This is a genomic window from Gemmatimonadota bacterium (genome assembly GCA_040388535.1).
GTDB lineage: Bacteria > Gemmatimonadota > Gemmatimonadetes > Gemmatimonadales > GWC2-71-9 > Palsa-1233.
Genome location: JAZKBR010000004.1, coordinates 579,225 through 602,155, shown reverse-complemented (window position 1 = coordinate 602,155; position 22,931 = coordinate 579,225). Strand labels below are relative to the sequence as shown.

Annotated in this window: 28 protein-coding genes; 21 read left to right on the top strand and 7 right to left on the bottom strand. The window is 65.5% G+C overall.

The window, feature by feature from the left end; translation table 11 throughout:
- Positions 1-54: 54 nt before the first annotated feature.
- Positions 55-1,845 carry a M20/M25/M40 family metallo-hydrolase gene (locus V4558_12715; GenBank protein ID MES2306369.1) on the bottom strand — a complete coding sequence of 597 codons (1,791 nt, stop codon included), beginning with the start codon at positions 1,843-1,845 and terminating at the stop codon, positions 55-57.
- Positions 1,846-1,973: 128 nt separating this feature from the next.
- Here V4558_12715 and V4558_12710 point away from each other — a divergent pair, with 128 nt between their 5' ends.
- Together V4558_12710 and V4558_12705 are read left to right on the top strand one after the other, a co-directional pair.
- On the top strand, positions 1,974-2,342 hold the full coding sequence (locus V4558_12710; protein ID MES2306368.1) for an extradiol dioxygenase: 369 nt from the start codon (positions 1,974-1,976) through the stop codon (positions 2,340-2,342).
- 8 nt (positions 2,343-2,350) lie between these two features.
- Positions 2,351-3,469 carry an amidohydrolase family protein gene (locus V4558_12705; GenBank protein MES2306367.1) on the top strand — a complete coding sequence of 373 codons (1,119 nt, stop codon included), beginning with the start codon at positions 2,351-2,353 and terminating at the stop codon, positions 3,467-3,469.
- On the opposite strand, the gene V4558_12700 is transcribed toward V4558_12705, so the two are convergent.
- A complete protein-coding gene (locus V4558_12700) occupies positions 3,351-4,364 on the bottom strand; it encodes a helix-turn-helix domain-containing protein (protein MES2306366.1) in 1,014 nt (337 codons plus the stop codon). The genes V4558_12705 and V4558_12700 overlap by 119 nt on opposite strands.
- Before the next feature lie 139 nt (positions 4,365-4,503).
- On the opposite strand from V4558_12700, the gene V4558_12695 reads away from it, so the two are divergent.
- The 3 genes from V4558_12695 to V4558_12685 are packed head-to-tail and all read left to right on the top strand — an operon-like array spanning position 4,504 to position 7,750.
- Positions 4,504-6,558, top strand: a complete 2,055-nt coding sequence (locus V4558_12695; protein MES2306365.1) for a M13 family metallopeptidase — start codon at positions 4,504-4,506, stop codon at positions 6,556-6,558.
- A 6-nt stretch (positions 6,559-6,564) separates the two neighbouring features.
- Positions 6,565-7,338 carry a carbon-nitrogen hydrolase family protein gene (locus V4558_12690; protein MES2306364.1) on the top strand — a complete coding sequence of 258 codons (774 nt, stop codon included), beginning with the start codon at positions 6,565-6,567 and terminating at the stop codon, positions 7,336-7,338.
- Positions 7,325-7,750: a DUF2809 domain-containing protein gene (locus V4558_12685; GenBank protein MES2306363.1), complete on the top strand. Its 426-nt coding sequence runs from the start codon at positions 7,325-7,327 to the stop codon at positions 7,748-7,750. The genes V4558_12690 and V4558_12685 overlap by 14 nt, the downstream gene beginning before the upstream one ends.
- A 105-nt stretch (positions 7,751-7,855) precedes the next feature.
- On the opposite strand, the gene V4558_12680 is transcribed toward V4558_12685, so the two are convergent.
- The gene (locus V4558_12680) at positions 7,856-8,317 is read right to left on the bottom strand and encodes a hypothetical protein (GenBank protein MES2306362.1); all 462 of its coding nucleotides are present in this window, start codon (positions 8,315-8,317) and stop codon (positions 7,856-7,858) included.
- A gap of 113 nt (positions 8,318-8,430) precedes the next feature.
- Between V4558_12680 and V4558_12675 the strand changes: the two genes are divergently transcribed.
- Entirely contained in the window at positions 8,431-8,811 is a 381-nt protein-coding gene (locus V4558_12675) for a Rid family hydrolase (protein MES2306361.1), read from the top strand.
- 120 nt (positions 8,812-8,931) lie between these two features.
- Entirely contained in the window at positions 8,932-9,198 is a 267-nt protein-coding gene (locus tag V4558_12670; protein ID MES2306360.1) for a hypothetical protein, read from the top strand.
- An 85-nt stretch (positions 9,199-9,283) separates the two neighbouring features.
- On the opposite strand, the gene V4558_12665 is transcribed toward V4558_12670, so the two are convergent.
- Positions 9,284-10,372 (bottom strand): metallophosphoesterase, encoded by a 1,089-nt coding sequence (locus V4558_12665; protein ID MES2306359.1) that lies wholly within the window; start codon positions 10,370-10,372, stop codon positions 9,284-9,286.
- 276 nt (positions 10,373-10,648) lie between these two features.
- Here V4558_12665 and V4558_12660 point away from each other — a divergent pair, with 276 nt between their 5' ends.
- From V4558_12660 to V4558_12625, 8 genes are all read left to right on the top strand, one after another.
- Positions 10,649-11,098 (top strand): SRPBCC domain-containing protein, encoded by a 450-nt coding sequence (locus tag V4558_12660; protein ID MES2306358.1) that lies wholly within the window; start codon positions 10,649-10,651, stop codon positions 11,096-11,098.
- Between the two features lie 61 nt (positions 11,099-11,159).
- Positions 11,160-11,483 (top strand): helix-turn-helix domain-containing protein, encoded by a 324-nt coding sequence (locus V4558_12655; GenBank protein ID MES2306357.1) that lies wholly within the window; start codon positions 11,160-11,162, stop codon positions 11,481-11,483.
- Entirely contained in the window at positions 11,470-11,940 is a 471-nt protein-coding gene (locus tag V4558_12650) for an SRPBCC family protein (GenBank protein ID MES2306356.1), read from the top strand. The genes V4558_12655 and V4558_12650 overlap by 14 nt, the downstream gene beginning before the upstream one ends.
- 86 nt (positions 11,941-12,026) lie before the next feature.
- Positions 12,027-13,013, top strand: a complete 987-nt coding sequence (locus tag V4558_12645; GenBank protein ID MES2306355.1) for a hypothetical protein — start codon at positions 12,027-12,029, stop codon at positions 13,011-13,013.
- A 143-nt stretch (positions 13,014-13,156) separates the two neighbouring features.
- On the top strand, positions 13,157-13,495 hold the full coding sequence (locus tag V4558_12640) for a helix-turn-helix transcriptional regulator (GenBank protein ID MES2306354.1): 339 nt from the start codon (positions 13,157-13,159) through the stop codon (positions 13,493-13,495).
- Positions 13,488-16,145 carry an ADOP family duplicated permease gene (locus tag V4558_12635; protein ID MES2306353.1) on the top strand — a complete coding sequence of 886 codons (2,658 nt, stop codon included), beginning with the start codon at positions 13,488-13,490 and terminating at the stop codon, positions 16,143-16,145. The genes V4558_12640 and V4558_12635 overlap by 8 nt, the downstream gene beginning before the upstream one ends.
- Positions 16,146-16,222: 77 nt before the next feature.
- Positions 16,223-16,639, top strand: coding sequence for a bleomycin resistance family protein (locus V4558_12630; protein MES2306352.1), 417 nt, complete (start codon positions 16,223-16,225; stop codon positions 16,637-16,639).
- Positions 16,640-16,744: 105 nt separating this feature from the next.
- Positions 16,745-17,434, top strand: a complete 690-nt coding sequence (locus tag V4558_12625; GenBank protein MES2306351.1) for a CPBP family intramembrane glutamic endopeptidase — start codon at positions 16,745-16,747, stop codon at positions 17,432-17,434.
- Here the strand turns inward: V4558_12625 and V4558_12620 are convergent.
- From V4558_12620 to V4558_12610, 3 genes are read right to left on the bottom strand one after another with little or no spacing between them, the layout of a single operon-like run.
- On the bottom strand, positions 17,431-17,688 hold the full coding sequence (locus V4558_12620; GenBank protein ID MES2306350.1) for a hypothetical protein: 258 nt from the start codon (positions 17,686-17,688) through the stop codon (positions 17,431-17,433). The genes V4558_12625 and V4558_12620 overlap by 4 nt on opposite strands.
- Before the next feature lies 1 nt (position 17,689).
- A complete protein-coding gene (locus tag V4558_12615) occupies positions 17,690-18,112 on the bottom strand; it encodes a pyridoxamine 5'-phosphate oxidase family protein (protein ID MES2306349.1) in 423 nt (140 codons plus the stop codon).
- Positions 18,109-18,744, bottom strand: coding sequence for a pyridoxamine 5'-phosphate oxidase family protein (locus V4558_12610; GenBank protein ID MES2306348.1), 636 nt, complete (start codon positions 18,742-18,744; stop codon positions 18,109-18,111). Before V4558_12610 ends, V4558_12615 begins: the two co-directional genes overlap by 4 nt.
- 241 nt (positions 18,745-18,985) lie before the next feature.
- Here V4558_12610 and V4558_12605 point away from each other — a divergent pair, with 241 nt between their 5' ends.
- The 6 genes from V4558_12605 (at position 18,986) to V4558_12580 (ending at position 22,912) form a co-directional block, all read left to right on the top strand.
- A complete protein-coding gene (locus tag V4558_12605; GenBank protein ID MES2306347.1) occupies positions 18,986-19,672 on the top strand; it encodes a hypothetical protein in 687 nt (228 codons plus the stop codon).
- Positions 19,673-19,678: 6 nt separating this feature from the next.
- Positions 19,679-20,410, top strand: coding sequence for a response regulator (locus V4558_12600; protein ID MES2306346.1), 732 nt, complete (start codon positions 19,679-19,681; stop codon positions 20,408-20,410).
- Between the two features lie 191 nt (positions 20,411-20,601).
- Positions 20,602-20,814 carry a hypothetical protein gene (locus tag V4558_12595; GenBank protein MES2306345.1) on the top strand — a complete coding sequence of 71 codons (213 nt, stop codon included), beginning with the start codon at positions 20,602-20,604 and terminating at the stop codon, positions 20,812-20,814.
- Positions 20,811-21,062 (top strand): hypothetical protein, encoded by a 252-nt coding sequence (locus V4558_12590; GenBank protein ID MES2306344.1) that lies wholly within the window; start codon positions 20,811-20,813, stop codon positions 21,060-21,062. The genes V4558_12595 and V4558_12590 overlap by 4 nt, the downstream gene beginning before the upstream one ends.
- Entirely contained in the window at positions 21,063-22,487 is a 1,425-nt protein-coding gene (locus V4558_12585) for an ATP-binding protein (protein MES2306343.1), read from the top strand.
- A complete protein-coding gene (locus tag V4558_12580) occupies positions 22,487-22,912 on the top strand; it encodes a response regulator (GenBank protein ID MES2306342.1) in 426 nt (141 codons plus the stop codon). Before V4558_12585 ends, V4558_12580 begins: the two co-directional genes overlap by 1 nt.
- The last annotated feature ends 19 nt before the right edge of the window (positions 22,913-22,931 follow it).

The window sequence follows — 22,931 nt, the reverse complement described above, 5'->3', positions numbered from 1 at the left end:
CGGGGGAGCGGCCGACCTGCGCCACTCCCCCGTTTCGTTGCCCTGCGCCCGGGACTAGAAGCGCGGCTTGGTCTTCCGCGGCGCATCGCCGCAGTTGGCCGGCCAGTTCGCGGGCCAGGTGCCCGGAGACTTGGTCCGGTCGATGAAGGTCGGATCTTCGGAGGCGAGGTAGGCCATCATCGCAGCCAGCGTCGCGTTGTGCTTCAAATCATCGAACACGATCTTGTCGTAGGTGTCGCGGTTGGTGTGCCAGGTGTAGTTGCCGTAGTTCCAGCCCACCGCACCCATCCCGATCGACGGCGTGCCGTAGCACGCGAAGACGGCGCCGTCGGTGCCACCCGGGTTGCCGGTCGGCGCATCACGGAATGACCACGAGACCACGTTCGCGCTCATGCTGTCGGTGAAGAAGCTCGGCAGCTTGGAGTACCAGTCCTTCAGGTGCGGGCCGATGTTGGTGAGCCCCGCCGCGGAGAGTGACTGCACTCGCCCGGTGCCGTTGTCCTGGTTGAACAGCGCCTGCAGCCCCTTCATCACTTCGGGGTGATCGGTCGCGAAGGCGCGCGAGCCGTTGAGTCCCTGTTCTTCGCTGGCCCAGTGACCGACGATGATGGTGCGCTTCGGATTCGGATAGACCTTCTTCAGGATCCGCATCGCTTCCATCGCCATCAGCGTGCCGGTGCCGTTGTCGGTCGCACCGGACGAACCATCCCACGAGTCGAAGTGTGCCGAAAGCACGACGTACTCATCCGGCTTCTCGGAACCCTTGATGGTCGCGATGGTGTTGAACGCCGGGACTTCACCGAGCAGCTGCGCATTGAGGTCGAGACGGAGCCGCGGCTTCATCTTGTTCTCGGCGAGGCGATAGAGCAGGGCGTAGTCTTCGCACGAGAGCGTCACGGCCGGGGCGATCTTGTTGTAGGTCTCGAAAATTTCGATCGAGCCCCAGCCGCCGGCGCCCTGGAAGGTCGGGCCAGGCGCAATCGTCGAGGCCGGTCCACCGCCACGCATCGAACCGTCAGCCGCTGCGGGCGCACCACCACCGGGGCCGCGTCCGCCGCCAGGTCCACCAGGGCCGCCCGTCGCGATGCCGAAGCCGCTGAGCTTGTTGCGCGAGGTGACCATGCCGACGATGCCGGCCTGTTCGAGGCGCATGCCGAGGGTGCCGGTGCCGAGGCCCATCGACTTGCCAGTGCCGCGATAGAGCTTGGCGCTGTCAGCGCTCGGTGCCCAGTCGGCCTGCAGCGCGGTGATCATCGTGTCCATCTTCGCCTTCGATGCCGCCGTGGCGAAGCGATACCAGTCTTCCGACGGGCGGCAGGTCGGCCATGCCGGCGAGAGCATCACGATCTTGCCGCGCGCCTGGGGAAGCCACTTCACGAACTCGGTGCTGTCGGCGAACTTAGGCAGGGTGATGACTTCGGCCGTTACCGGCTTCACGCCTGTGCCCGGGCTCCAGGCGAGCATCGTGCCCTCGAGCGAGCGCGTGCGTGGCCCGACGAGATCGATGTGCGAGGTGCCGCGACGCCAGCCGCGCCAGGTGCCGTAGTTGTCGCGCTTGGCATCGATGCCCCACGACTTGTACTGGGCGATGGCCCAGTCGCTCGCGGCCGTGATTCCGGGCGAGCCGGTGAGCCGCGGTCCGACCGAATCGAAGAGTGACGAGGCGAGCCGCTCGAGGCGGGAGGAGTCCATCCCGACCGACCAGATCCGCTTGAGTACGGCGTCGGTGGTCGGGAAGGTCAGCGGCACCGTGGTGGCGACGACCTTTTGCTGCGCCGTGAGCGGTGCGGCGAGCAGCAGGGCGCCAGCGACGGCACTGGCAAGGCGAACGGCAGTTGGGCGCATAGGGTGATTCCGATCGGGTGGGAGGGGCAGGGCAGGACGGAGTATGATAGTCACAGGTCGCGAGGGTGGGCCAGTCTCTCGGGCCCGCTGTCGTTTCGAGCGTGAACACCGTTTCGGAGGAGGATCCGATGCTGATCGGGGCCCATCTCATCATCACATCGCGCGACCCCGAGGCCGATCGGGCCTTCTTTCGCGACGTGCTCGGCTTTCCTCACGTGGATGCCGGCCATGGCTGGCTGATCTTCCGGATGCCCCCTTCCGAACTCGCGCTTCATCCGGGTGAGGATGACACGTCGCGCGAGCTCTACCTCCTGACTGATGACCTGACTGCCGAGTTGCAGCGGCTCAGTGATCGTGGTGTGGCGCACGAGCCGGTGACGGAAGCGCGCTGGGGGACAGTGACGTATCTCACACTGCCCGGCGGTGGGCGAGTGGGGCTCTATCAGGCGAAGCATCCGTTGGCGATTGCCCTTGGCGCCGCCGGTGGGTCGGCATGAGGCCGCACATGTCGCGAGGAGTCCAGGTTGTCCTGGCGCTCAGTAGCGCGCATACCATGCACGCTCAGCAGCACCTCCCAGTGATCGATATGCACATGCACGCGCGCGAGGCGGCTCACTACGGCGCCACCGGTATTCCGATCTGTGCGCCGGTGGTGAGAATGCCGCGCTGGGATCCGGCGACGCCGTTCGGCGAAGATCGCTCCGCGCCGCCTCCATGTGCGCGACCCCTGATTTCGCCCGCGACGGATTCCGCCCTCTTGCAGCAGACGCTCGCGAGCATGCGACGCTACAACGTGGTTGGCATGCTCGGGGGGGCGCCTGAACTGGTCGCCGCGTGGCGGCAAGCAGCGCCCGGGCGCTTCATCGCCGGCCTCGATCTGCGCTTTGATGCCGCCACCGGTGCTGCGCGTGCGGCGACCGCCGATGGTGCGCCAATCCGCTTGCTGCCGGCCGACAGCGTGCGGGCGCTCTATCGGGCCGGGGCGTTCACCGTGCTCGCCGAGGTGATGAACCAGTATGCCGGAATGGCCCCGGACGACCCTCGACTGGAGCCATACTGGGCGCTCGCCGAGGAGCTTGATATTCCGGTTGGAATTCATGTGGGAGGGGGCGGGCCAGCGGAGCCCTACACCGGATCGCCTGCGTTCCGTGCCCGGTTGCAGAGTGCGCTGACGCTCGAGGAAGTGCTGGTGCGCCACCCGAAGCTGCGGCTCTATGTGATGCACGCGGGATATCCACTGCGGGAAGATCTGCAGGCGCTGCTCTTCACCCATCCGCAGGTGTATGTCGAGGTGAGCATGGCGGTCAACGTCGAGGCGCGGCCTGCGTTCTACCGCTTCCTGCGGGAACTGGTCGAGGCGGGTTACGCCGATCGGATCATGTTCGGCTCAGATCAGATGGTGTGGCCCGGGTTGATCGATGCCGGCGTGCAGTCGATCGAGGCGGCGCCATTTCTCTCGGCGGCCCAGAAGCGCGATATCCTCTACAACAACGCCGCACGCTTTCTCAGGCTGTCGCCGAGCGAGGTTGCGCGACATCACGCGGTGACCCGCCCCACTGACTCGTCCAGGCGCGCCGCAGCTGGAGCCCCGACCGGAAACCGGCGACCTCCGCCGCGCGACTGACGCTGGCGCCAAACTCGAGTGACTGCCGGGCGCGCTCGAGCCGGATGAGCCGGAGGTAGTGCAGCGCCGAGATGCCGGCGTGCTCGGTGAAGAGCCGCAGCAGGTGGCGCGCGGTGGTGTTGCCGACCGTGGCCAGTGAATCGATGTCCCAGTCGCGCTGAGGATTGCGGATGATCGCGTCCTGGACGCGATGCACTGTCGTGTGCAGGTGTCGTCGGTGCATATGAAAGGGTGACTGTTCCGGGTCGCTCGGTGATCGCCTCAGATACACCACCATATCCTCCGCCACGCTTGCCGATAGCGCCTCGCCGCACTCCTCGGCGATCAGGTGCAGCGCGATATCGATGCCGGCAGTGATGCCGGCGCTCGACGCCACCGGGCCGTCAATCACAAAGACGCGATTGTCGATCACCTGCGCCGCGGGTGCGAGTGTGCGCAGGGTTCCCAGCAATTCGTGGTGCGTGGTGCAGCGACGGGTGCCGAGGAGGCCGGCGCGCGCGGCGAGCAGGGTGCCGGAGCAGATGGTGACGAGGCGGTGCGAAAGGTCGGCTCCGAGCAAGGCGTGACGCAACCGCTGCTGCAACCACTTGGCGGTGGCTTTCATTGCGGGCGTGACATCGTGCAGGTGCTCGCTGGGCTGGCCGACGACAACCACCCAGGTCGGAGTGTCGAGTTGGTCAGGGAGCGGGAGCAGCGCAGCGAGTGCGAGTCCCACCGAGGTCGGTGGAGTGGCCACCGGACCAGCGAAGCGGAGCCGGAAGCGGGGCGGCAATCCCAGTCGCTCGCGATGCTGATTGGCGAGCCGGAACGCCTCGGCCGGTCCGGCGATATCGAGCAGCAGCGAGTGCGGCAGGATCACGAAGAGGATATCAATGGGCTGGGCGGGTGCGATCATTTCAGGACATTACCTCCGGCCACGAATCTACAGCCGTGATACAAAGCCGGAAACCGCGTGATGTGGGTTGTCCGAAAGTGATCCAAAGTTGTCGGCTGGAGCGGCGCGGGGAGTGCCACCGGCCAGTATCGTTCGCGCTATGCTTACCCATCTCCCTGCCAGAGCGCAGCGTGCCGCGATTGTTCTCGCCGCGCTGGTCGTGATCGTGCCGACCCGGGCTCATGCCCAAAGTGCCAACTCGTCCGCACTCGAGCGAGGCGTCGACACCAGCCTCAAGCCCGGCGACGATTTCTTCGCCTATGCCAACGGCAGCTGGCTCAAGGCGACCACCCTGCCGGCGGGGAAGGCACGCTGGGGCTCCCGCGACGACGTGAGCGCACTCACTCGCCTGCGCGTGGCGCAGCTCATCGACGACGCGCGCACCGCGCCCGCTGGCTCCCCTGGCAAGCAAGTCGCCGATTTCCGCGCCGCCTGGCTCAATGAGGCCGCGATCGAGGCGAAGGGGATCACCCCTCTGCGGCCCGCACTCGACAGCATTGCGCGATTGCAGGACAAGTCCGCGCTCTCCGCGCTGCTCGGCAAGTGGGTCGCGGGTGACGTCGATCCGCTGAACTGGGGCGTGTATCAGTCGGCGCATCTCATTGGCCTCTCGGTCGAGACCAGCATTCACGGCGAGAAGACCTTCGTCGCCTTCCTGGTGCAGGGCGGCCTCGGCCTCCCGCGCCGCGAGCAGTACCTCGGCAGCGAACCGGCGATGAAATCGCTGCGCGGCGAATATCAGGCCTACATCGCGAAGCTGCTCACGCTCGCCGGCTTCGATTACACCCAGAAGCGCGCGGCAGCGGTGCTGGCCCTCGAGATGGCACTCGCTGAACGGGAGGCCACCCCAGACGCCTCGGCGAATGATCACAATGCCGACTCCGTCTGGACGCACGCCGACTTTGCGAGCCAGGCGCCGGGAATGGACTGGCCGGCGTTCCTCGCGGCGGCGGGGCTCGGTCACGAAGCAACCATCGGCGCATGGCAGCCGGGTGCCCTGCGCGGGATCGCCGCACTGGTGGGCTCCGAGCCGCTGACGGTGTGGCAGGACTATCTCCGCTTCCACTTGCTCGATGAACACGCCGAAGTGTTGCCGCGCGATGTTGCCGAGGCGGCCAGAGCGATGCGCTCGGCAGCGGGTGGTGCTGCGGCGACTCCGCGTGCCGCGCGTGCACTCGAGGTCACCCAGGTTGCGATGAGTGATGCCATCGGGCAGCTCTACGCCCAGAAGTACTTCCCGCCGGAACAGAAGGCGCGCGTGGTTGGCGTGGTGAATGCGGTGCGCGCGGCGTTCCTCCGGCGAATCGAGGCGTCCACCTGGATGTCCCCCGCGTCGAAGGCCAAGGCGCTTGCCAAGGTGCGGGGCCTCTACGTGGGAATCGGCTATCCTGACCGCTGGCCTCCGCTGACCGATCTTCGCATCGACGCCGCCGATGCGCTGGGCAATGTCCGGCGGGTGGCCGACCGGAACCTACGCCAGAATCTCGCACGGCTCGGGCAACCGGCACGCCGGTCGGAGTGGCTGATTCCCCCCCAGAACCCGGGTGCGCTGCTCAACTTTCAGCAGAACGCCTACGACTTCTCGGCGGCGCTGTTGCAGCCCCCGAAGTTCGACCCGAGTGCTTCGGACGCTGCAGTCTACGGCTCCATCGGCGCGATCATCGGGCACGACATCGTCCACTTTGTCGACCGGCTCGGCGCCGACTACGAAGTCGATGGCGCGATGCACGGCTGGTGGAGCGCTGAAGAGCGGGCACGATTCGATTCCATGGGAGCCCCACTCGTGAAACAGTTCTCGGCCTATGAGCCATTCCCCGGCGTCCACGTCGACGGGGCGGTCGGCCTCTCGGAGAACACGGCGGATATCGTCGGGCTTACAGCGGCGTTCGATGCCTATCGCCGGGCGCTCGGTCCGCGGCTTCGCGACAAGGAGTATGTCCGTCGGCACGATCGTGAATTCTTCCTCGCCTTTGCGCAGGGGTACCGGGTGCGCTTCAGCGATGCCGGTCTGCGGGCCCAGTCGGCGACCGATCACGCGCCCGAGAACTATCGCGTCGCGACAGTGCGCAATCTCGATGCGTGGTACGACGCCTTCGGCGTGGTGCCCAGCGACCGGCTCTATCTCGCGCCGGATGCGCGGGTGCGGATCTGGTAGTCGACGATGCGTGTCACCGTATGCGAGCTGCCGCACGATGCGGCGGCGCTTGAGGATGCCTGGGCGGAGCTATGTGCCCATACCTGGCGCGAGCAGTCGGAGCTGGTGCTCCTCCCTGAATTCGGGATGGTCGAGCCGGTGTGGGAGCACGAAGCATTCGACGCGGCGCGCTGGGCTCGGGCCGAGGTGCTGAGCGAGCGCTGGATGGAACTCCTGGGGGAGCTGCACGCGCAGGATGTGGTAGGGACGCGGCCACGGAGTGTCGGCGAGGCACGCTACAACGAAGGCTTCCACTGGTCGGCCGTGGGTGGCGTGCGGCCGTTGCGGCGGAAGTATTTCATGCCGAACGAACCGGGCGGTTGGGAGGGGAGGTGGTTTGATCGTGGCGACCCGGTCTTTCCAGCGTTCCGTGCGGGGCCGCTTTCCTTCGGGCTGAACATCTGCACCGAACTGTGGGCGCTCGAGACGTATGCCGGGTACGCCGACCAGGGCGTGGAGCTGATTCTTTCGCCTCGCGCCACGGGCGCCGCGACGCGCGCGAAATGGCTCGCGGCCGGGACCGTGGCAGCGGTGCGCTCGGGGGCGTTCTCGGTCTCATCGAATCGGGTCGAACCGAGCGGTGTCTGCGGCGGAATGGGATGGATCGTGGCACCGTCGGGGGAAGTGCTGGCGACAACGTCGGCGGAGATGCCGTTCGCGACCGTGGAGCTCGATCTCAGGGAAGCCGCAACGGCGAGTGAGCGCTATCCCGGTTACGTTTTCCGCGGTGCCGGAGGGTAGCGGCACACCCACGCCCCTCCCGGGAGCCGCCATTCGCGCGCGCTCGATTCCGCTCTATGCTGCCCTGTTAGTCGGCACCATCGGTGCCGGCCTCGCCTCGCGCGCGTACCCCGGATTCTTTCCCGCGTTCTTCGCGATGTACGCTGGCGACACGCTCTGGGCGATGATGGTCTTCTGGCTGCTCGCGTTACTATGGCGCGCGGCGCCCACAGCGCGACTCGCAGCGGGGGCCATCACGATCGCGGTGGCGGTGGAGTGCAGTCAGCTCTATCACGCCCCGTGGCTCGACGCGATTCGTGACACCCGCATCGGCGCACTCGCGCTGGGGAGCGGCTTCCTCTGGAGCGATCTCGTCTGCTACGCGGTGGGGGTCGCGATCGCGGCGACGCTGGATCGAGCCCTGAGAGACTAGAGACTAGAGACTAGAGACTAGAGACTAGCGAGATGTCATCCTGAGCGAAGCCTGCGAAGCAGGCGAAGTCGAGGGAGCTGGTCTCCACGGTTAGCGGTTGCACCCTCACTTCCCTCTTGGGGGCCCGGCGGGATGCTTGCTGCACGCCGGCGGCTGCTCGAGCGTGTAGATCAGCGACGCGACGCGCCATCCGGTTGGCGTTTTGGTGAGCGTGAAGGCGTCGATGCCACAATGCGACCAAGTCGCTCCCACGTAGAGATCGTACGGCATCCAGACCTGGGCCAGGCGATCCTGCACCATCGCGGTTGCGCCGAAACCTCGCTCGGTGAAGTCGGCGGTCTTGCGATTGATGTACAGCGCCCAGGTTCGGAGTGAGGTGCCGCGCACCCCCGCGCCACCTACCACCGCCGAGTCGAGGGTGAGTCGACTCAGCGTCGCGCTGTCGGCGCTTGAGAGGGCGACGAGCACGGAATCGGCGACCGCGATGACCGTCTGCTGATCGGCGCTCTGCGCCTGCACTCGTGACCCGATCGATGTCAGGGCGATCGCCACGCACAATGCCCGCATTCTGCTGCGCATAGTCAGTTCCACTGGAAGAATGTCGTCGGTCGCCCTCGGCGCACGCATATCCGCAACCTGCGCGGCGGCAAGTGGTTCCTATCATACTCTCGAGGGCGATCGTGGCAAATACGCACCAGGTCATTGCAAACAGCCGGCTTCCGTCGCTCGGTCCCTACTCCCAAGCAGTGCGGGTTGGCGAGCTGATCTTTACCGCCGGGCAGCCGGGGATCGATCCTGCAACGGGACTGGTGGCAGGTCCGACATTTCGCGCGCAAGCGCGCCAGGCGATCCTCAACCTCGGCATGCTGCTGGACGACGCTGGGAGCGGCCTCGACCGAGTCGTGAAGGTCACCTGCTATGTCGCCGATGCGGCCGCGTTCGGTACCCTCAACGAGTTGTTTCTCGAGTTCTTCCCGGTGGCGCCCCCCGCGCGGTCGGTGCCTGTGGTGGCACTGCCGAAGGGGCTGCTCTTTTCGATGGAGGCGGTGGCGGTGGCGTGAGACTAGGGACTAGCGACGAGAGAGCGGGGACTGGAGAGTTCAGGGGTTGGCGGTAGATTTCCGCGTCATCCGTCATCCGTCATCCGTCATCTGTCATCTGTCATCCTCTTGGAGCTCTGCATGAACTTGTCACCCGAAGATGTCGATGCCCTGAAGTCGCTCGGTCGTCACCGGCTCAATCGCGGGACCGCGGAATTCTTCGCCGTCAAGAAGGCCGGCGAGTACGACTTCAAGAGCGCCCGGGTGCCGGGTCTCTCGCCCGAGACGCTGAAGCGCCTGCTCGATGCTGGACTGATTCACGTGCAAGCGGAAGGGCTCGGTGGTGACCTCGTGACGCTGACGCGCGCCGGTGCCGAGATGGTCGACGAGTTGCTCAAGGACGAGTGAGGGCGAGTTCGCTGTTGGTATGCACGATGAAAGAACGGGGCCCCGCTGGGGGCCCCGTTCCTGTTTCCGCCGCGGAGTTTCCCGACTACTGAACGATGACCTGCTGCCAGCTGAAGACTTCGGGTGACCGTGGGTCGACGTGCAACCGCAGCCACTCGATCACCGAGGCGGGCTGGGGGGCAGCATCGGTCGCCGGCGATTCGATGCTGCGGTCGACGATGATCTGGGTCACGTTCGATGGCGAGGGGACGCCATAGTAGGTGCTCATCCACGGCACGGCCGGGTCGACGCGATAGTCGTGGCTGTCGCCGCCGATGAGGAGGATCTTGCCGTTGAAGGTGCTCGCCAACTGCGAGAGGCGAGCGACCCACGCCTCATGGGCCGTGAATGCCGCACCGCCAGCACGATCGCCCGGGTGCCAGAGATCGGCCTGGAAGAAGAGGACGATGCCGACGGAGCCCTGTGTCTTGGCCACAGCGAAGGCGTGGTCCAGCCAGGCAAGATTGGCCGCCTGACGGGCCGTCACTTCGGCGACGCGGTTCGCACCCTCGGCCGCCGTTTCCGGCGCGGAAATGTTGTTGACCTTGCGATCACCGAACCACTTGTCGAGTCCGTTGTTCGAACCGATGATGTGCGACACGGCGAAGGTCACTCGCGACTCGACCCAGAGCTGATTCTCGGGGTAGTTCGCTTGTGCCTCGACGGTCATGTTGCGGCTGCCGAGAACGCGGCCAGGGACCGGGTAGAAGAGCTCGCGCACCTTCGCAAGGCGATCGAGCGGATTGAAGCCGCCGTTGTTAGAGCGGTGACAGTCGGTCCACTCGTTGTCGCCGACGGCGTACACCATCGGATCCTTGAAGGTCGAGAAGAGATCTGCCGAGGTCTGGAAGCGGGCATCGGTGCAGAGTTCACTGCCCGACTTGAAATCGCCCACGTGCACCACTTCCCGAACCTTCGGGTCGCTGTTGATCGCGTCGACCATCGCGGGAAAGAGCGCGATGGCGGCAGTCCCATATGGGGTGTCGCCGATCACGGCGATGTCGAGCGGGTTCGCCGATTCGTTGACGGCCTTGCTCGCGCTCAGCGCGCGGGCCCCATCCATTGCGGTGGTGGGGCTCTCGCTGCACGCCGTCGCACACGCGAACAGCAGGCCGAATGTGACAATGCGCTTCATGTTGCGTTGCTCCTCTGCGGGGTACCGAGCGACGATCATCCTCGCCGCGCGAATGGGTGGGACGCATCCAGATGATCGCGCAACGTTAGATGCCGCCCTCCACAGCCTTGTCACAACCTCCTGATCGGGGAGTAACGGGGCGTTGGGGGAGGCAGGAGTTGCGGGTTGACAGGCAAGAAAATACTTGCATATTATTTCTCAGGTTCTCGAGACCTGAGCGCACCATTCTTTCTCAACTCTGGTCGCCCCTGGCGGCCCCCTCAGGAGAAGTGGCATATGGTGGACATTCTGCATCGCGTGGGCGTCAAGGCGCCCCTGAAGGACGTATATCAGGCCCTCGCCACCCGCGAAGGTGTGGCAGGGTGGTGGACGAAGAAGACCACTGGTGAGAGCCGGGTCGGTGGTGAGCTGGAGTTCCGTTTCGGCGCGGCGGGGGAGCACGGTTTCCGGATGAGGGTGACAGAGCTGGCACCGGAGCAGCGGGTCTCGTGGCACGTCGTTGATGGGCCGCCAGAGTGGGTCGGCACCACGATTGGCTTCGACCTCAAACAGGAAGGCGACTACGCCGTGGTCCTCTTCAAGCATCAGGGGTGGCCAGCCCCGGTCGAGTTCATGCACCATTGCAGCACCAAGTGGGCGATCTTCCTGATGAGTCTCAAGTCGCTGGTGGAGTCGGGCACCGGCAGTCCCGAGCCCTACGACACCAAGATCGACAACTGGAACTGATGCCGGGCTGGCGCCTCGAACACGCTGGAGTGCACTGAGATTGTCCAAAGGGAAAGTGAACATCGACAAGGTCTTCAAGGCGCTGGCGGATCCCACCCGCCGGCGTCTGCTCGATCAGCTGCATCTGGAGAATGGCCAGACACTGTCGGCGCTCTGCGAGCATATGGATATGACGCGCCAGGCCGTGACCCAGCACCTGCAGCTGCTCGAGGATGCCGACCTGGTCGCGATCGTCTGGCAGGGCCGGGAGAAGCTGCACTACCTCAACGCCGTGCCGCTGTTTGAAATCCACAAGCGCTGGATCGAGAAATTCGAGCTCAACCGCCTCGGCGCGTTGCGCAAGATCAAGAACTCACTGGAAGGAGAGAACGATGAACAAGCCTGACTACGTCTACGTGACGTACATCGCAACAACGGCCGAGAAGGTGTGGCAAGCCGTGACCGACCCGGCAATCGCTCGGGAGTACTGGGGTGGCTCCAAGGGGCCGACACGCGTGAATGTCTCCGACTGGAAGGTCGGCTCGCGCTGGGAGCATGTGCGGGCCGATGGCAGCAACATCGTGGATATGGTGGGTCGAGTCGTGGAGAGCGACCCGCCGAAGCATCTCCTGATCACCTGGGCACGGCCCGCTGAGGAGGCCGAGACGGCGAAGCATTCGCGGGTGCGGTTTGATATCGAGCCGGTCGAGGCGGGGCTGATCAAGCTCACCGTGGCGCACGAGGATCTCGCCAAGGATCCGAAGATGCTTGAGGGGATCTCGGGTGGCTGGCCGCTGGTGTTGTCGAACATGAAGACGTTGCTGGAGACGGGGAAGGCGTTGCCGCGGGCGGCGGTGGGGTGACGGAGCGGCGGGAGGGCGAGTAGCATTCGACTGTCGCCGTGAGGCGAAGACGGTTCCAGCACTCGCCCTTCCCCCGGGAGTCGATGGTGCGCGCATATCATGTGATACTGCTCCACGTCATTCCGATGGTGATCTCTGCGCAGGCGGCTCCACCGGTGACGGCGGTGCCGCCTGCGTTTGCTGCGTTCGCTGAAGCGGATACCGTGCCGCATCGGTATTTCCCCCCTGATGACCCCAAGGCGGCTGCATTGGGGCTCACGCCGCTGCGACGCCTCAAGCTCCCCGAAGGCAGCGCGGAAATCAGGATCTGGCACGGATGGGGAATCATTGCTGGCGGCGATCTGGTACGACTCTTCCGCGATGGCGATCAGGTAGAAGGAACTGCTGCGTGGCACTGGCCGCTGGACCCGAAGTCTGTCTGGACCTCCATCGACGCGACCTATCGCTACCAGCGGTCAGGTCAGTGCAAGCCATTCACTCGGACAGGACGTCTCGAGGGGTGCGAAGTGCGACTCATCCGACGTCCAGGCTGGGAAGCGCTGTGGGACACCCTGACGAAACTCTCCATCTGGATGCTTCCCGATCAATCGAGCTTGCCAAGTGATGGGCGAGGGATCCTCGACGGCTGGGGGATGGTGGTCGAAGTGCGCAGTGGCAGCCACTACAGGTCCTACAGCTACAACAATCCCGACGCATACAAGCGACCCGAAGACAGCCTCGCCACGAAGATTATGGCTGCAGCAAGCGCGGTGTGGGATCTGGTGCCGCCATCGGATCACACGCATACCTATCGGGGGCGGCTCAGCGTGCGGGCTCGCAGGGGCGCCACTTTTGTCGCGTGCGGCTCGACCGACCGGTGGAGGACCGACGGAAATCTCGACTCGCTCTGGTACCACTCCCCTCCCAGCGACACTACTACGATCAAATCATTCTACGTCGTGCTTCAGGGGATGCTCTCGCAACCAAATCCGAGGATCAAGCGGGGAATGCCGTCTGGACGGGGCCTCGAGGTCGACACGGTGAACAGCGCAACCGCGTGGACCCGAAAAAACTGCCTGCGGGAGTCTCGCTGACCGCGCACTCGAGACCGCGGGGGCTGCCGCACATTTTCCACCCTCCTCGCACGAATTCCGCCTGCCGCCCTTGCCCCAGGCCTCCGAGTCCAACAGCATTCGGCTGACACTGTCACCGTGACACTATGCTGCCGGGGCCGCCGATGCCACTCGACCCGCAGGAACTCCTCCCGCTGCACCCGCTGTCGTTCGAGATCCTGCTACTGCTCCTCGACGGGCCAGCCCACGCCTACCTGATCGTCAAGCAGCTCGCCGAGCAGTCGCCGACTGGCCAACTGGTCATGCCCGCGAATCTCTACCGGCGCATTCGCGACATGCTCGAGCAGGAGCTGATCGCCGAGAGGCCAGTGCACGACGATCCACGCCGGCGACGGGAGTTCCGCATCACGCCGCTTGGCAAGCGCGTCGCGCAAGCGGAGGCGCGGCGACTGCAGGGCGCCCTGGCACTGGCCCGCAGCAAGGGGTTGCTCCGCAATGCCTGAGCCCACGCCGGCGCTCTACCGCGCACTGCTCCACCTCCTGCCGCGCCCCTTCCGACTCCGGTTCGGCGCCGAGATGGGGGAGCTGTTCGTGATGCAAATGGCGATGGCGCCGAACCGCGTTGCTCGCGTGCGACTCTGGATCAGTGCGATTGCCGACCTGATGGTCCAGGGAACCGCCGAACGCTTCCAATTGCGCCCCCGCGCACCATCTCTCACCCCCACTCCGCCGAGCGATTCGATGGGCACCCTTCGCTACACCCTGCGTTCCGCGTTCCGCACCTTGCTGGCGCGCCCCGGGTTCACCCTCCCGGTTGTGCTCACGCTCGGACTCGGCATCGGGTTGGCCAGCGCAATGGCCCTGGTCGTGAACGGAGTGCTGCTCAAGCCGCTGTCGTATCCCGAGCCCGAGCAACTGGTGCGACTGAGTGAGCGAACGGCAAATGCGCCGTCGATCGAGACCTCTGTCCTCACCTTTACCGACTGGCGTGAGCGCGCCACCGGAATCTCCGCAATGGCGGCGGCGGTGCACCGCAACATCGCCGTGACCGGAATCAGTGAACCGACGCGTGTACCGGCGCTGTTCGTGACCGCCGACTTCTTCCGCGTCGCGGGCGTCCAGCTCTTCAAGGGGCGGGCATATGGCGCGGACGAGAACCGCGAGGGCGCCCTCCCGGTGGTGGTCGTGAGCCACGGCTTCTGGCGTGAGACGCTCGGGAGCCCGGCCTCGCTGGATCAGGCACGCATCACCGTGGCCGATCTCCTCAATCGCAGTGAGCAGTATCAGGTCGTCGGCGTGATGCCGCCGGAGTTTGATCTGCTCGGGTCGGCCCAGCTCTACCTCCCGCTTGAGCGCGGCGTGCCCTGGAATGTGCGCAATCACACCGTCGCAGTGATCGCACGCCTCAGGCCCGGCGTGCCGCTCGCGACTGCGTCGGCCTCACTCAATGCCGTGCAGGCGTCGATCCGCGCCGAGGATCCGAGGATCGACGCCCTCGGCGTGACGGTGCAGCCGCTGGCCGACGAGATTCTCGGGCCGGTCCGCCAGCCGCTCCTGCTGCTGCTCGGCAGTGCCGCCTTGCTGCTGCTGATCGCGTTCACCAATGTGGCGGGAGTCCTGCTGGCGCGCGGCATTGCCCGACAGCCTGAAATGCGTTTGCGCACGGCGCTCGGTGCGGGGCGGGGAAGGCTCATCGGTCAGCTGATCGCCGAAAGCGCGGTGCTCGCGGGGATGGCGGCGATCGCCGCGTCGATCGTGGCAAAGGGGCTCTTCACCCTCTTCGCAAAGGTTGACCCAACGGTGATGCCGCGGTTGCAGCAGGTGGCGCCAGGGTGGCCCGGCCTGCTGCTCGTGTCGGCACTGCTCGCGATGGCGGGGGTCGGGTTGTTCGGCGTGAGCAGCGCCTTGCTCACCACGCAATGGGGAGCGGCGGGGCTTCGCGTGCGCGGCAGCACAGCGCAGCCAGGACAACGCGCCGTCTGGCGAGCGCTCCTTGCGGCAGAGGTGGCGCTGGCGTTCACGCTCCTGATCGTGGCCGGGTTGCTGGGGCGGAGTCTCTGGCGCATTGCCTCGGTCGAAACCGGCTTTGACGCGACGGATGTCGCGACTGTGGAGGCGACGTTGCCGGCGGACAAGTATCACGACAACGCCTCGCTGGCAGGATACTTCGAACGCGCGCTCGCAACACTCCGCGCGGTGCCGGGGGTGCAGGAGGCCGGGGTCAACATCATTCTCCCCCTTCCTGGTGCGAGCAGCGTTGCTGGCCCGGTGCATCTCGAAGGGCGCGATACCAAGGATCTGATCGCACAGTATCGCATTGCCGACGAAGGGTATTTCAAGGCGCTCAGGATTCCGCTGTTGCGCGGACGCCTGTTCGATGATCGTGATCGCGAGAATACCGAACACGCGGCGGTGATCAACAGCGCAATGGCAAAACAGTTCTGGGGAAACGCTGACGCCATCGGCAAACGGTTCAGCATTCCCGGAATGGATGGCTTCGGGGACGCCTGGCTCACCGTGGTCGGGGTTGTGGCCGACGCCAGGCCGTGGAATGTCGCTGAAGGTGCGCAAGTGATGTACTACGTCAACTATCGGCAGCGGCCAACGTTTCTCGGCGTGATGGGCGGGAATCTCGTGATCCGCGGGAGCAAGGGTATGGTGGCGCCACAAGCGATCCGCCAGGCACTCGCTGCGGTCGACCCGAATGTGCCACTTCGCATCAGTACCCTGCCCGAGCGACTCGGTCGCGGAACTGCCGACCGCCAGTTCATCCTCACCATCCTCGGCGTCTTCGCGTCGCTCGCCCTGGTGTTGAGCGCGGTCGGCATCTGGAGTGTCTCCTCGTTCGTGATCTCCCGCCGGGTGCGTGAGATGGGAATCCGGCTCGCCGTGGGCGCGACCCCATCACAGGTACGGCGACTGCTGCAGCGCGAGGCCATGATTCCGTTGGGGGTGGGCCTCGCCGGCGGCGTGGCACTCGCTGAGGTGGCGACTCGCTGGATTCAGTCGCTGCTCTTCGGCGTCAGCGCGGCCGATGCCTTCACCTTCGGGGCCGCTGCCGCGACGCTGGCCTGCACGACCTGGATCGCGAGTTTCCTGCCGGCGCGCCGCACGGCCCGATTCGATCCGAGCAAGACGCTCCGTGGCGAGTAGCCACGCGCTTGCCTCGCGGGCGAACCGGAGGTCACTTTGCCGGAGGGTCTGTCAATTCTGCTCCGGAGGTTGCCGAGATGCTCGCCCACGCCCTGACACCGATCCTCAACGTATCGAACATCCAGGAGAGCTTTGCCTGGTTCGAGAAGCTCGGCTGGAGCAAAGGGTGGGAATGGGGCGAGCCGGCAACGTTCGGCGGTGTCTGTTCCGGCAAGTGCGAGATCTTTCTCTGTCAGGATGGCCAGGGCGGTCGCGGTCGCGGGCCACATTCGGCGACCTTCGGCCCCACAGGCGATGAGAGCGGCGACAAGGGCGTCTGGATGTCGGTCTGGGTCGACAGCGCCGACGCCGTGCACGCGCGCTGCCTCGAGCAGGGGCTCGACGTGACCTGGCCGCCAACCGACATGCCCTGGGACGTGCGCGAGATGCACGTGCGCCATCCCGATGGCCACGTCTTTCGCATCAGCCAGGGACTCGGGGAGCATGCGGAGTAGCCTGTAACTTCCCGTGCGCACGCACGTACCACCGGCACACCGCGTCAACGCAACAAGTGACGTAGAATATTCTTGCGGTGGAGCTGGTAACGTACGGAGTGGCTTGTGGCGCTGTCGAAACGCACCGCGCTCGGAATCTCGCTCACGGTGATCCTGGCAGGCTGGATCTACCAGATCGCCAATCAGCAAGCCGCTGCAATTGTCCCCGACACTTTCGCCGAAGTCGTTCGCTCGATCGTCGCGGCGAAGCTCGTGGTCTCCGTCCTGCTGATCGGTTTGATGCGATTGCAGGGGCAGGGTGCTCGTGACCTGGGTGTGCGATGGGACGGCTGGGCGGGGCAGGTTGCGCGGGGCATCGGCATCGGCGTCGTGATGTTTCTCGCGCTCAACGTGGCCCTCGACTCGGCGATGCGCGCGATCATTCCGTCGGCGCCGACCACCGGCCCATCCATCAACGTGTATTTCGCCGACCCGCGCAATCTCTTCGCATGGCTGCCGATCGGCATCTTCGGGGGCGGCGTGGTGGAAGAGCTGGAGCGCATTTTCATACTCACGCGCTTCGAGCAGTGGCTCGGCCGACGCGGGCTGATTCTGGGTGCGGTGCTGAGCTCTGCGATGTTCGGGCTGGGACACATGTATCAGGGAACGGCGGCCGTGATATCGACCGGAATCTCGGGGCTGGTCTTCTGTCTGGTCTACTTGCGGCGGCGATCAGCGTTGGAGGTGATTTCAGCGCACGCGTTCAGCGACGTGCTCGCGATGCTCGGCGCGACTTTCATGATGCCGCACACCTAGGCGCTGGAAGCCTTCCGCGCCCAGGCCATGCCGACGACAAAGAAGATGATGAGGAACGCGGTCGAAAAGGCAATGAAGAGCACACGGAGCAGCATCATCGCGATCATCTCGAACAGCGAAGTGCCGCCAATGGCGCCCAGCATCGCTCCCAAGGCGGCGAGGGCAATCCAGCGCGGGCTCGGCAGACGGAGGTGGGGACGCCGGCGATGATGGCGACGCGGAAGCACCGGGAATGCGATGCGGAGGGATGTCATCTCAATCCCACACTTCTACGCCAGCGACGGCGACTTTCAGGACGGCGAGCGCGGCCTCGCCTTCACCGGTGGGGAACCAGGAGGCGATGGCGGGATGCCAGAGTCGCTCCGCGAGTTCCGTATCGTGTTCGACGCGGGCCGTCCCGTTGACCACGATGAAGCGATCGGAGCCGGGCGCGCTGAAGGTCACCAGCACGTCTGGCTGCCGGCGGATCTCGCGCACGATCGGCATGTCACCCGGTGCGAGGAAGTACAGCTCCCGTTCGCAGTCGGTGTTGGTATTCGGCAGCAGTCGCGTATGAATGACGCCGGTCGAGTCGACCGTGGTGATGAGTGCCGCCGGGATCGTGCGCACGATGCCTGCCAGGTGGCCCAGCAGGGCACGCGAGTCGGCCTCGGGGTTGGCCCAGGGGGTCAGGGTCACTCCCATACGTCGGCGCTCAGAACATCGACCCGGATGAAGGTGATCGGTGCAGCGGTCTGGCGACGCGGCATCATTGCGGAGAAGCCGGCGCCGTGGGTCGCCCGTTGGCAGACGCGCGCCACACCGTTGAGCACCAGCGAACGGTTCGTCTCACGATCGAGATAGGTCACCTGGACCGGGGCACGGGCGCGAACATGGTCGAGGAGCGGGTCCGCATCGGGGGTGGCAAACCAGATCTCGCCATCGAAGAGCCGCCGCGTGGGAGCCATTGGGCGGGTATGCAGCTTGCCACCGCGGTCCCTGGTCGTCAGCAGCGCGACGCGGCTCTTGCGAATGAGCCCGCGCAGGGTGGCCGGATCGGCATGGAGGCAATCGCCGGCGGTCGGCGCCGTCCACATCGCGACCCGGAAGGTGTGCGCGGCCCAGCGACCGAGTTCGACCATCGCGGCCCATGCCCCTGCCTTGCGCTGTACCCCGTCGTCACCGTCGTCGAGCAGACGGAGGTTGGGGGAGCGGCGGCGAGCGGCGGTCGGCGGGGCCGCCTCTGGCTGCCGCATTGCCGAGCGGCCCTCGCGAGCGCCGGTGGGGAGCGGGAGTACATCGAGCCGAGCCAAATCGAGTGCCTGTTCCATGTCGAGCCCCGAGGGGGGAAGGGTATTGTGTGTACAACGCAAAAACGGGCACGCCAGCGGACGGTGAAGTCCAGTGGTCGCGCCCGCATCTTCCGGGACCCAGGTCCCGAGCGATCGAACGGACAGGAAGCGATCCTTCCCGTCATTTTTTGAAGCTCACCTACTATGCGATGCCGATTCGAATCGCGCAAGGGGGTATTCGGAGATACCTTTCCGGTGCCCAGATCAAAAGGACGAGTCGATGGCGCAGGATGACACATCGGAACAAAAACTGGGCGAGGCGCGGGCCACTCTCCGGCGGATGAGTCAGCTCACCGGCTGGGTCGCCCATGAGCTCAACAACTCGCTCGGGGGGATCCACACCTCCTTCGCGCTACTGCAACGCCTGATCCCATCCGATCACCCGCACCATCGCTACGTTGGGGCAATTGAACGTGAAATTGCGAAGGCGAGCGGCTTTACCCACCGGCTTCAGCAATGCTACGACTTCAACGAGGCCCACGCCGGGGCGATGCCGCTGGGATGGGCGATCGGCTCTGCCGTAACGGTGCTGAAGGCCCTCGCCGAGGGGCGAGGCGTGACGATCTCTCCCCATGGTCCTGGACTCTCGGAGCCCCATCCGGCGGTGTCCGAGGTGGGGCAGTCTGCGATCCGGCACGTGCTGCAACATGCCATTGAAGAGTGCTCGACCTCGGACGAAGTACGGATCGCGGGACGAGCGGATGGCGGCATGATTGCCCTCTCCGTGTCGTGGAGCGCCTCCGGGCCCAGCGCCGAGAAATTGCCCCGCTCGGCGCCGCCCGGCCTCGCCTTGACACTCTCTCTACAATTGGTGCGGGCTCTCGGTGGTGAGCTGCACGTGGCCCCACCCGACGGTCTCGCTGGATCTATCCAGATGCTGTTGCCCGCTCTCGCACCCGTGGAGTAACCAGGGATGCCACACGAAGGCTCGATCCTGATCGCCGATGATGACGCGACTTTTCGCGAGGCCACCGCAGATCTTCTCCGCTGCGAGGGGTACACGGTGGACACGGCGCCCGACGCGGCCGCCGCGATGGCGTCGGTTCGACTGGGGAGCTACGATCTGCTCATCAGCGATCTTGAGATGCCGGGCAACGAAGGGTTGAAGCTGGTGCGGGACGTCGCTTCCGAGGCTGGTGGTCTGCCGGTGATCATCCTGACCGGGCTGCCAACCATCGACTCCGCCGTGGCGTCGATCGATCTGCCCGTGAGCGCCTATCTCCTCAAGCCGGTCGACCTCCCCACGCTCTTCGAGAAGGCCGCCACAGCAATCGGCCGCTTCCACACCTACCGCACCATGCGCGAAACCGAGCAGCGGATGGAGCAGTGGCGCCACGAACTCGGCCAGATCACAACCACGTCGCTCACCCCGGCTCGGGGGACGCCGTCAGTGGATGCCTTCCTCGCGCTGACCCTCCGTAACGTGATGGGTTCACTGAGTGACCTCGGCCTGCTTGGCCAGGCGCTGACCGGCCGGCAGGCCGGTGCTAACCCCTGCCAGCTGATGAATTGCCCGCGGGGGGCCCAGCTCCAGGCAGCGGTCCGCGAGACTGTCGCGGTGCTCGAGGAAACCAAGGGATCGTTCAAGTCGAAACAGCTGGGCGACCTGCGCCAGCAGCTGGAGTTGTTGCTGCAGCACGTCTAGCGCGAGGCTGCCAGTCGGCACTTGACGCCGTCGGGTCGCGGTGTAAGCTTGTCCTTGCAGGTCCAATCGGCAGTAGCCTTGTCGCGAACGATTTCTGGCGTTCCGAGACGAAGGCGTGATCACTCTCCTCCGGGGGAATCGTGGTCGCGCCTTTTTTGTTTTCACTGAACCGATCCGTACAGGAGACCCCCATGACTCCGAGATACGATGAACTGCCCCCGCTGAAGCCGAACGAAGGGATGGGCGACTTCATGCGATTCACAACCGATGCACCCGAAGCAGCGTTCACGGAAGCTGGCGACGGCTTCACCTGCCATCCCGAAGTGGAGCCGGCGAGCCGTCGCCTCTCGCGCATCGGGATCTTTCGCCGTCTCAACGATCAGAACGTGCTGAGGCTGCTATGAACTATCCGATCCGCAATGCGCTCATCATGTCGTTGCTGCTGGCACCACCCGCGTATGGCGCCGGACTCACCGGCGCCCCGGCGCTGTTGCTTCAGCTGGTCGACGTCTTCTTTGCCGTGAGCTTCGTATTGCTCCTGCTGCTGCATTTCTTCTTCAACCGTCGGTGGCGGATCGATCCGGGACCGCAGTGGCGGTACTCGGCTCTGCGTCGAGATGGCGAACACCTGGCTCACCCTCGGGCGTGGTAGGTGAGCGTTCTTGTGATCGATCACCCCGTGCCGTCGAGCGACTCCTGCCACATGGTGCAGTTCTTCGAAAGTGAGGAGTCGCTCGAGGACGCGGTGTCGCAGTTCCTCGGGACGGGGCTCGCCACCGGTGAGATGGTGGTCGTCATTGCGACGGCCGCCCATCGCGGTGCTTTCTGGCGGCACCTTACCGGCAGGGCCTTCGATCTTGAGCGGGCACAGGCGGCAGGCCTCTACACCGAGTTCGATGCGCGGGATACCATCGCGGGCTTCAAGGTCGAAGGCAGCCCCGATGCTGCGAAATTCATGGCGACGGTCGGATCGCGCATTGCTGCGTTGCAGCGCTCGCGGCCAGGTGTGCGAATCCGGGTCTTCGATGAGATGGTCGATCTGCTGTGGGGTGAGGGGAACCCGGCTGCAGCGCTCGAGCTCGAATCGCTCTGGGGCGTGCTCTGCGGGCGCGAGTCGCTATCGCTGCTCTGCGCCTACAACATCACGCACTTCGACGCGGACGACCGCATGGCCGGGGTGGCGGCCGTCTGCCAGGCGCATGACCATACCGTGCCATCGGAGCAGAGTGATGGACAGTCAAACACAGACGGCCAACTGCGGGAACTGACCCTGCTGCAGCAGCGCGCTGCGGTGCTGTCGCTCGAAGTCGCACGGCATACGTCGCTGGAAGATGAGCTGCGCCAGGCGCTGCTGGCAGCCACGGAAGCGGGCGCGGTTGCCGAAGAAACGGTACGCTATAACGAGATGTTCACGAGAATGCTCGGGCACGACCTGCGAAATCCGCTGAATGCCATCGTGACCACGGCGAGTTACATCTCCCGCCTCAGCACCGACCCGAAGCTGCTTGCCGCTGCCAAGCGGATCACCTCGAGTTCGTTGCGGATGGCACGGATGATCGAGCAACTGCTCGACTTCACCAGGATACGTGTCGGCGCGGGCCTCCGGCTGGTGCGCGCACCGGCCGACCTGCATCAGCTCTGCCACGTGGTCGCCGCCGGTGTCGAGGCCGACCACCCCGGTCACAAGATCGTGGTGGCGCCGCGGGGCAATGTGGTCGGAGAGATGGACGCCGGGCGGATGTTGCAGGTGCTCTCGAACCTGCTCACCAACGCAGTACAGTACGGTGAGGACGCGACCCAGGTGCGGGTGGATATCGACGGCTCCGATGCGGAGATGCTGGCGCTCTCGGTGCGCAACGCCGGCGCGGTACCGCCGGGAATCCTGCCAGCGCTCTTCGAACCGGTGCACGATGGGCGCAAGGGGGAGCACACCCAGGGCCTCGGCCTCGGGCTCTATCTCACGCGCCAACTGGTCCTCGCGCACGGGGGCGAGATTGCGGTGCATTCGAGCGAGGCGGGCGGCACGGTGATCCGGGTCGAGTTGCCTCGGCATGCGACTGTCGATGTGGCCGCCTGATGCTCACCCACTCGCTTCACGCCCACGAGGGGCTGTGCACCGTCCTCGTGGTGGACGACGAGTACGACCTGGTGCAGACCCTGCGCGACGTCTTCGTCGACGAGGGATTCAACGTGCGAACGGTCAGCAATGGTCGCGACGCACTCATCTACATGCGTGAGGCACCGGTCAAGCCGTGCCTTGTGATCCTCGACCTGGTCTTGCCGATTCTCGACGGGAATGCGGTCTATGCCATCATGAAGACTGACCCGGCGCTGGCTTCGGTGCCGGTGCTCGTGTCGACCTCGGATCCTTCGCGCGCCCCGGTCGGCGCCGAAGTGATGCCCAAGCCGATCACGCTCGAGGCATTGCTTTCGAACGTCGAGCGGTTCTGTTTCCGCGGGAACGAGCTGCCGCCACCGGGCTCTCCCGGACTGGATCGTTGACTGGCAGTTCGCGGCATGC

What these genes read in the sequence shown, in the direction of transcription:
- V4558_12695 (MES2306365.1), top strand. Translation starts at nt 4,504, where the DNA reads ATGCTTACCCATCTCCCTGCCAGAGCGCAGCGTGCCGCGATTGTTCTC.
- V4558_12605 (MES2306347.1), top strand. Translation starts at nt 18,986, where the DNA reads ATGGCGCAGGATGACACATCGGAACAAAAACTGGGCGAGGCGCGGGCC.
- V4558_12710 (MES2306368.1), top strand. Translation starts at nt 1,974, where the DNA reads ATGCTGATCGGGGCCCATCTCATCATCACATCGCGCGACCCCGAGGCC.
- V4558_12590 (MES2306344.1), top strand. Translation starts at nt 20,811, where the DNA reads ATGAACTATCCGATCCGCAATGCGCTCATCATGTCGTTGCTGCTGGCA.
- V4558_12580 (MES2306342.1), top strand. Translation starts at nt 22,487, where the DNA reads ATGCTCACCCACTCGCTTCACGCCCACGAGGGGCTGTGCACCGTCCTC.
- V4558_12595 (MES2306345.1), top strand. Translation starts at nt 20,602, where the DNA reads ATGACTCCGAGATACGATGAACTGCCCCCGCTGAAGCCGAACGAAGGG.
- V4558_12700 (MES2306366.1), bottom strand. Translation starts at nt 4,364, where the DNA reads ATGATCGCACCCGCCCAGCCCATTGATATCCTCTTCGTGATCCTGCCG.
- V4558_12640 (MES2306354.1), top strand. Translation starts at nt 13,157, where the DNA reads ATGCCACTCGACCCGCAGGAACTCCTCCCGCTGCACCCGCTGTCGTTC.
- V4558_12660 (MES2306358.1), top strand. Translation starts at nt 10,649, where the DNA reads ATGGTGGACATTCTGCATCGCGTGGGCGTCAAGGCGCCCCTGAAGGAC.
- V4558_12665 (MES2306359.1), bottom strand. Translation starts at nt 10,372, where the DNA reads ATGAAGCGCATTGTCACATTCGGCCTGCTGTTCGCGTGTGCGACGGCG.
- V4558_12650 (MES2306356.1), top strand. Translation starts at nt 11,470, where the DNA reads ATGAACAAGCCTGACTACGTCTACGTGACGTACATCGCAACAACGGCC.
- V4558_12670 (MES2306360.1), top strand. Translation starts at nt 8,932, where the DNA reads ATGAACTTGTCACCCGAAGATGTCGATGCCCTGAAGTCGCTCGGTCGT.
- V4558_12610 (MES2306348.1), bottom strand. Translation starts at nt 18,744, where the DNA reads ATGGAACAGGCACTCGATTTGGCTCGGCTCGATGTACTCCCGCTCCCC.
- V4558_12600 (MES2306346.1), top strand. Translation starts at nt 19,679, where the DNA reads ATGCCACACGAAGGCTCGATCCTGATCGCCGATGATGACGCGACTTTT.
- V4558_12705 (MES2306367.1), top strand. Translation starts at nt 2,351, where the DNA reads ATGTCGCGAGGAGTCCAGGTTGTCCTGGCGCTCAGTAGCGCGCATACC.
- V4558_12630 (MES2306352.1), top strand. Translation starts at nt 16,223, where the DNA reads ATGCTCGCCCACGCCCTGACACCGATCCTCAACGTATCGAACATCCAG.
- V4558_12715 (MES2306369.1), bottom strand. Translation starts at nt 1,845, where the DNA reads ATGCGCCCAACTGCCGTTCGCCTTGCCAGTGCCGTCGCTGGCGCCCTG.
- V4558_12680 (MES2306362.1), bottom strand. Translation starts at nt 8,317, where the DNA reads ATGCGGGCATTGTGCGTGGCGATCGCCCTGACATCGATCGGGTCACGA.
- V4558_12620 (MES2306350.1), bottom strand. Translation starts at nt 17,688, where the DNA reads ATGACATCCCTCCGCATCGCATTCCCGGTGCTTCCGCGTCGCCATCAT.
- V4558_12635 (MES2306353.1), top strand. Translation starts at nt 13,488, where the DNA reads ATGCCTGAGCCCACGCCGGCGCTCTACCGCGCACTGCTCCACCTCCTG.
- V4558_12690 (MES2306364.1), top strand. Translation starts at nt 6,565, where the DNA reads ATGCGTGTCACCGTATGCGAGCTGCCGCACGATGCGGCGGCGCTTGAG.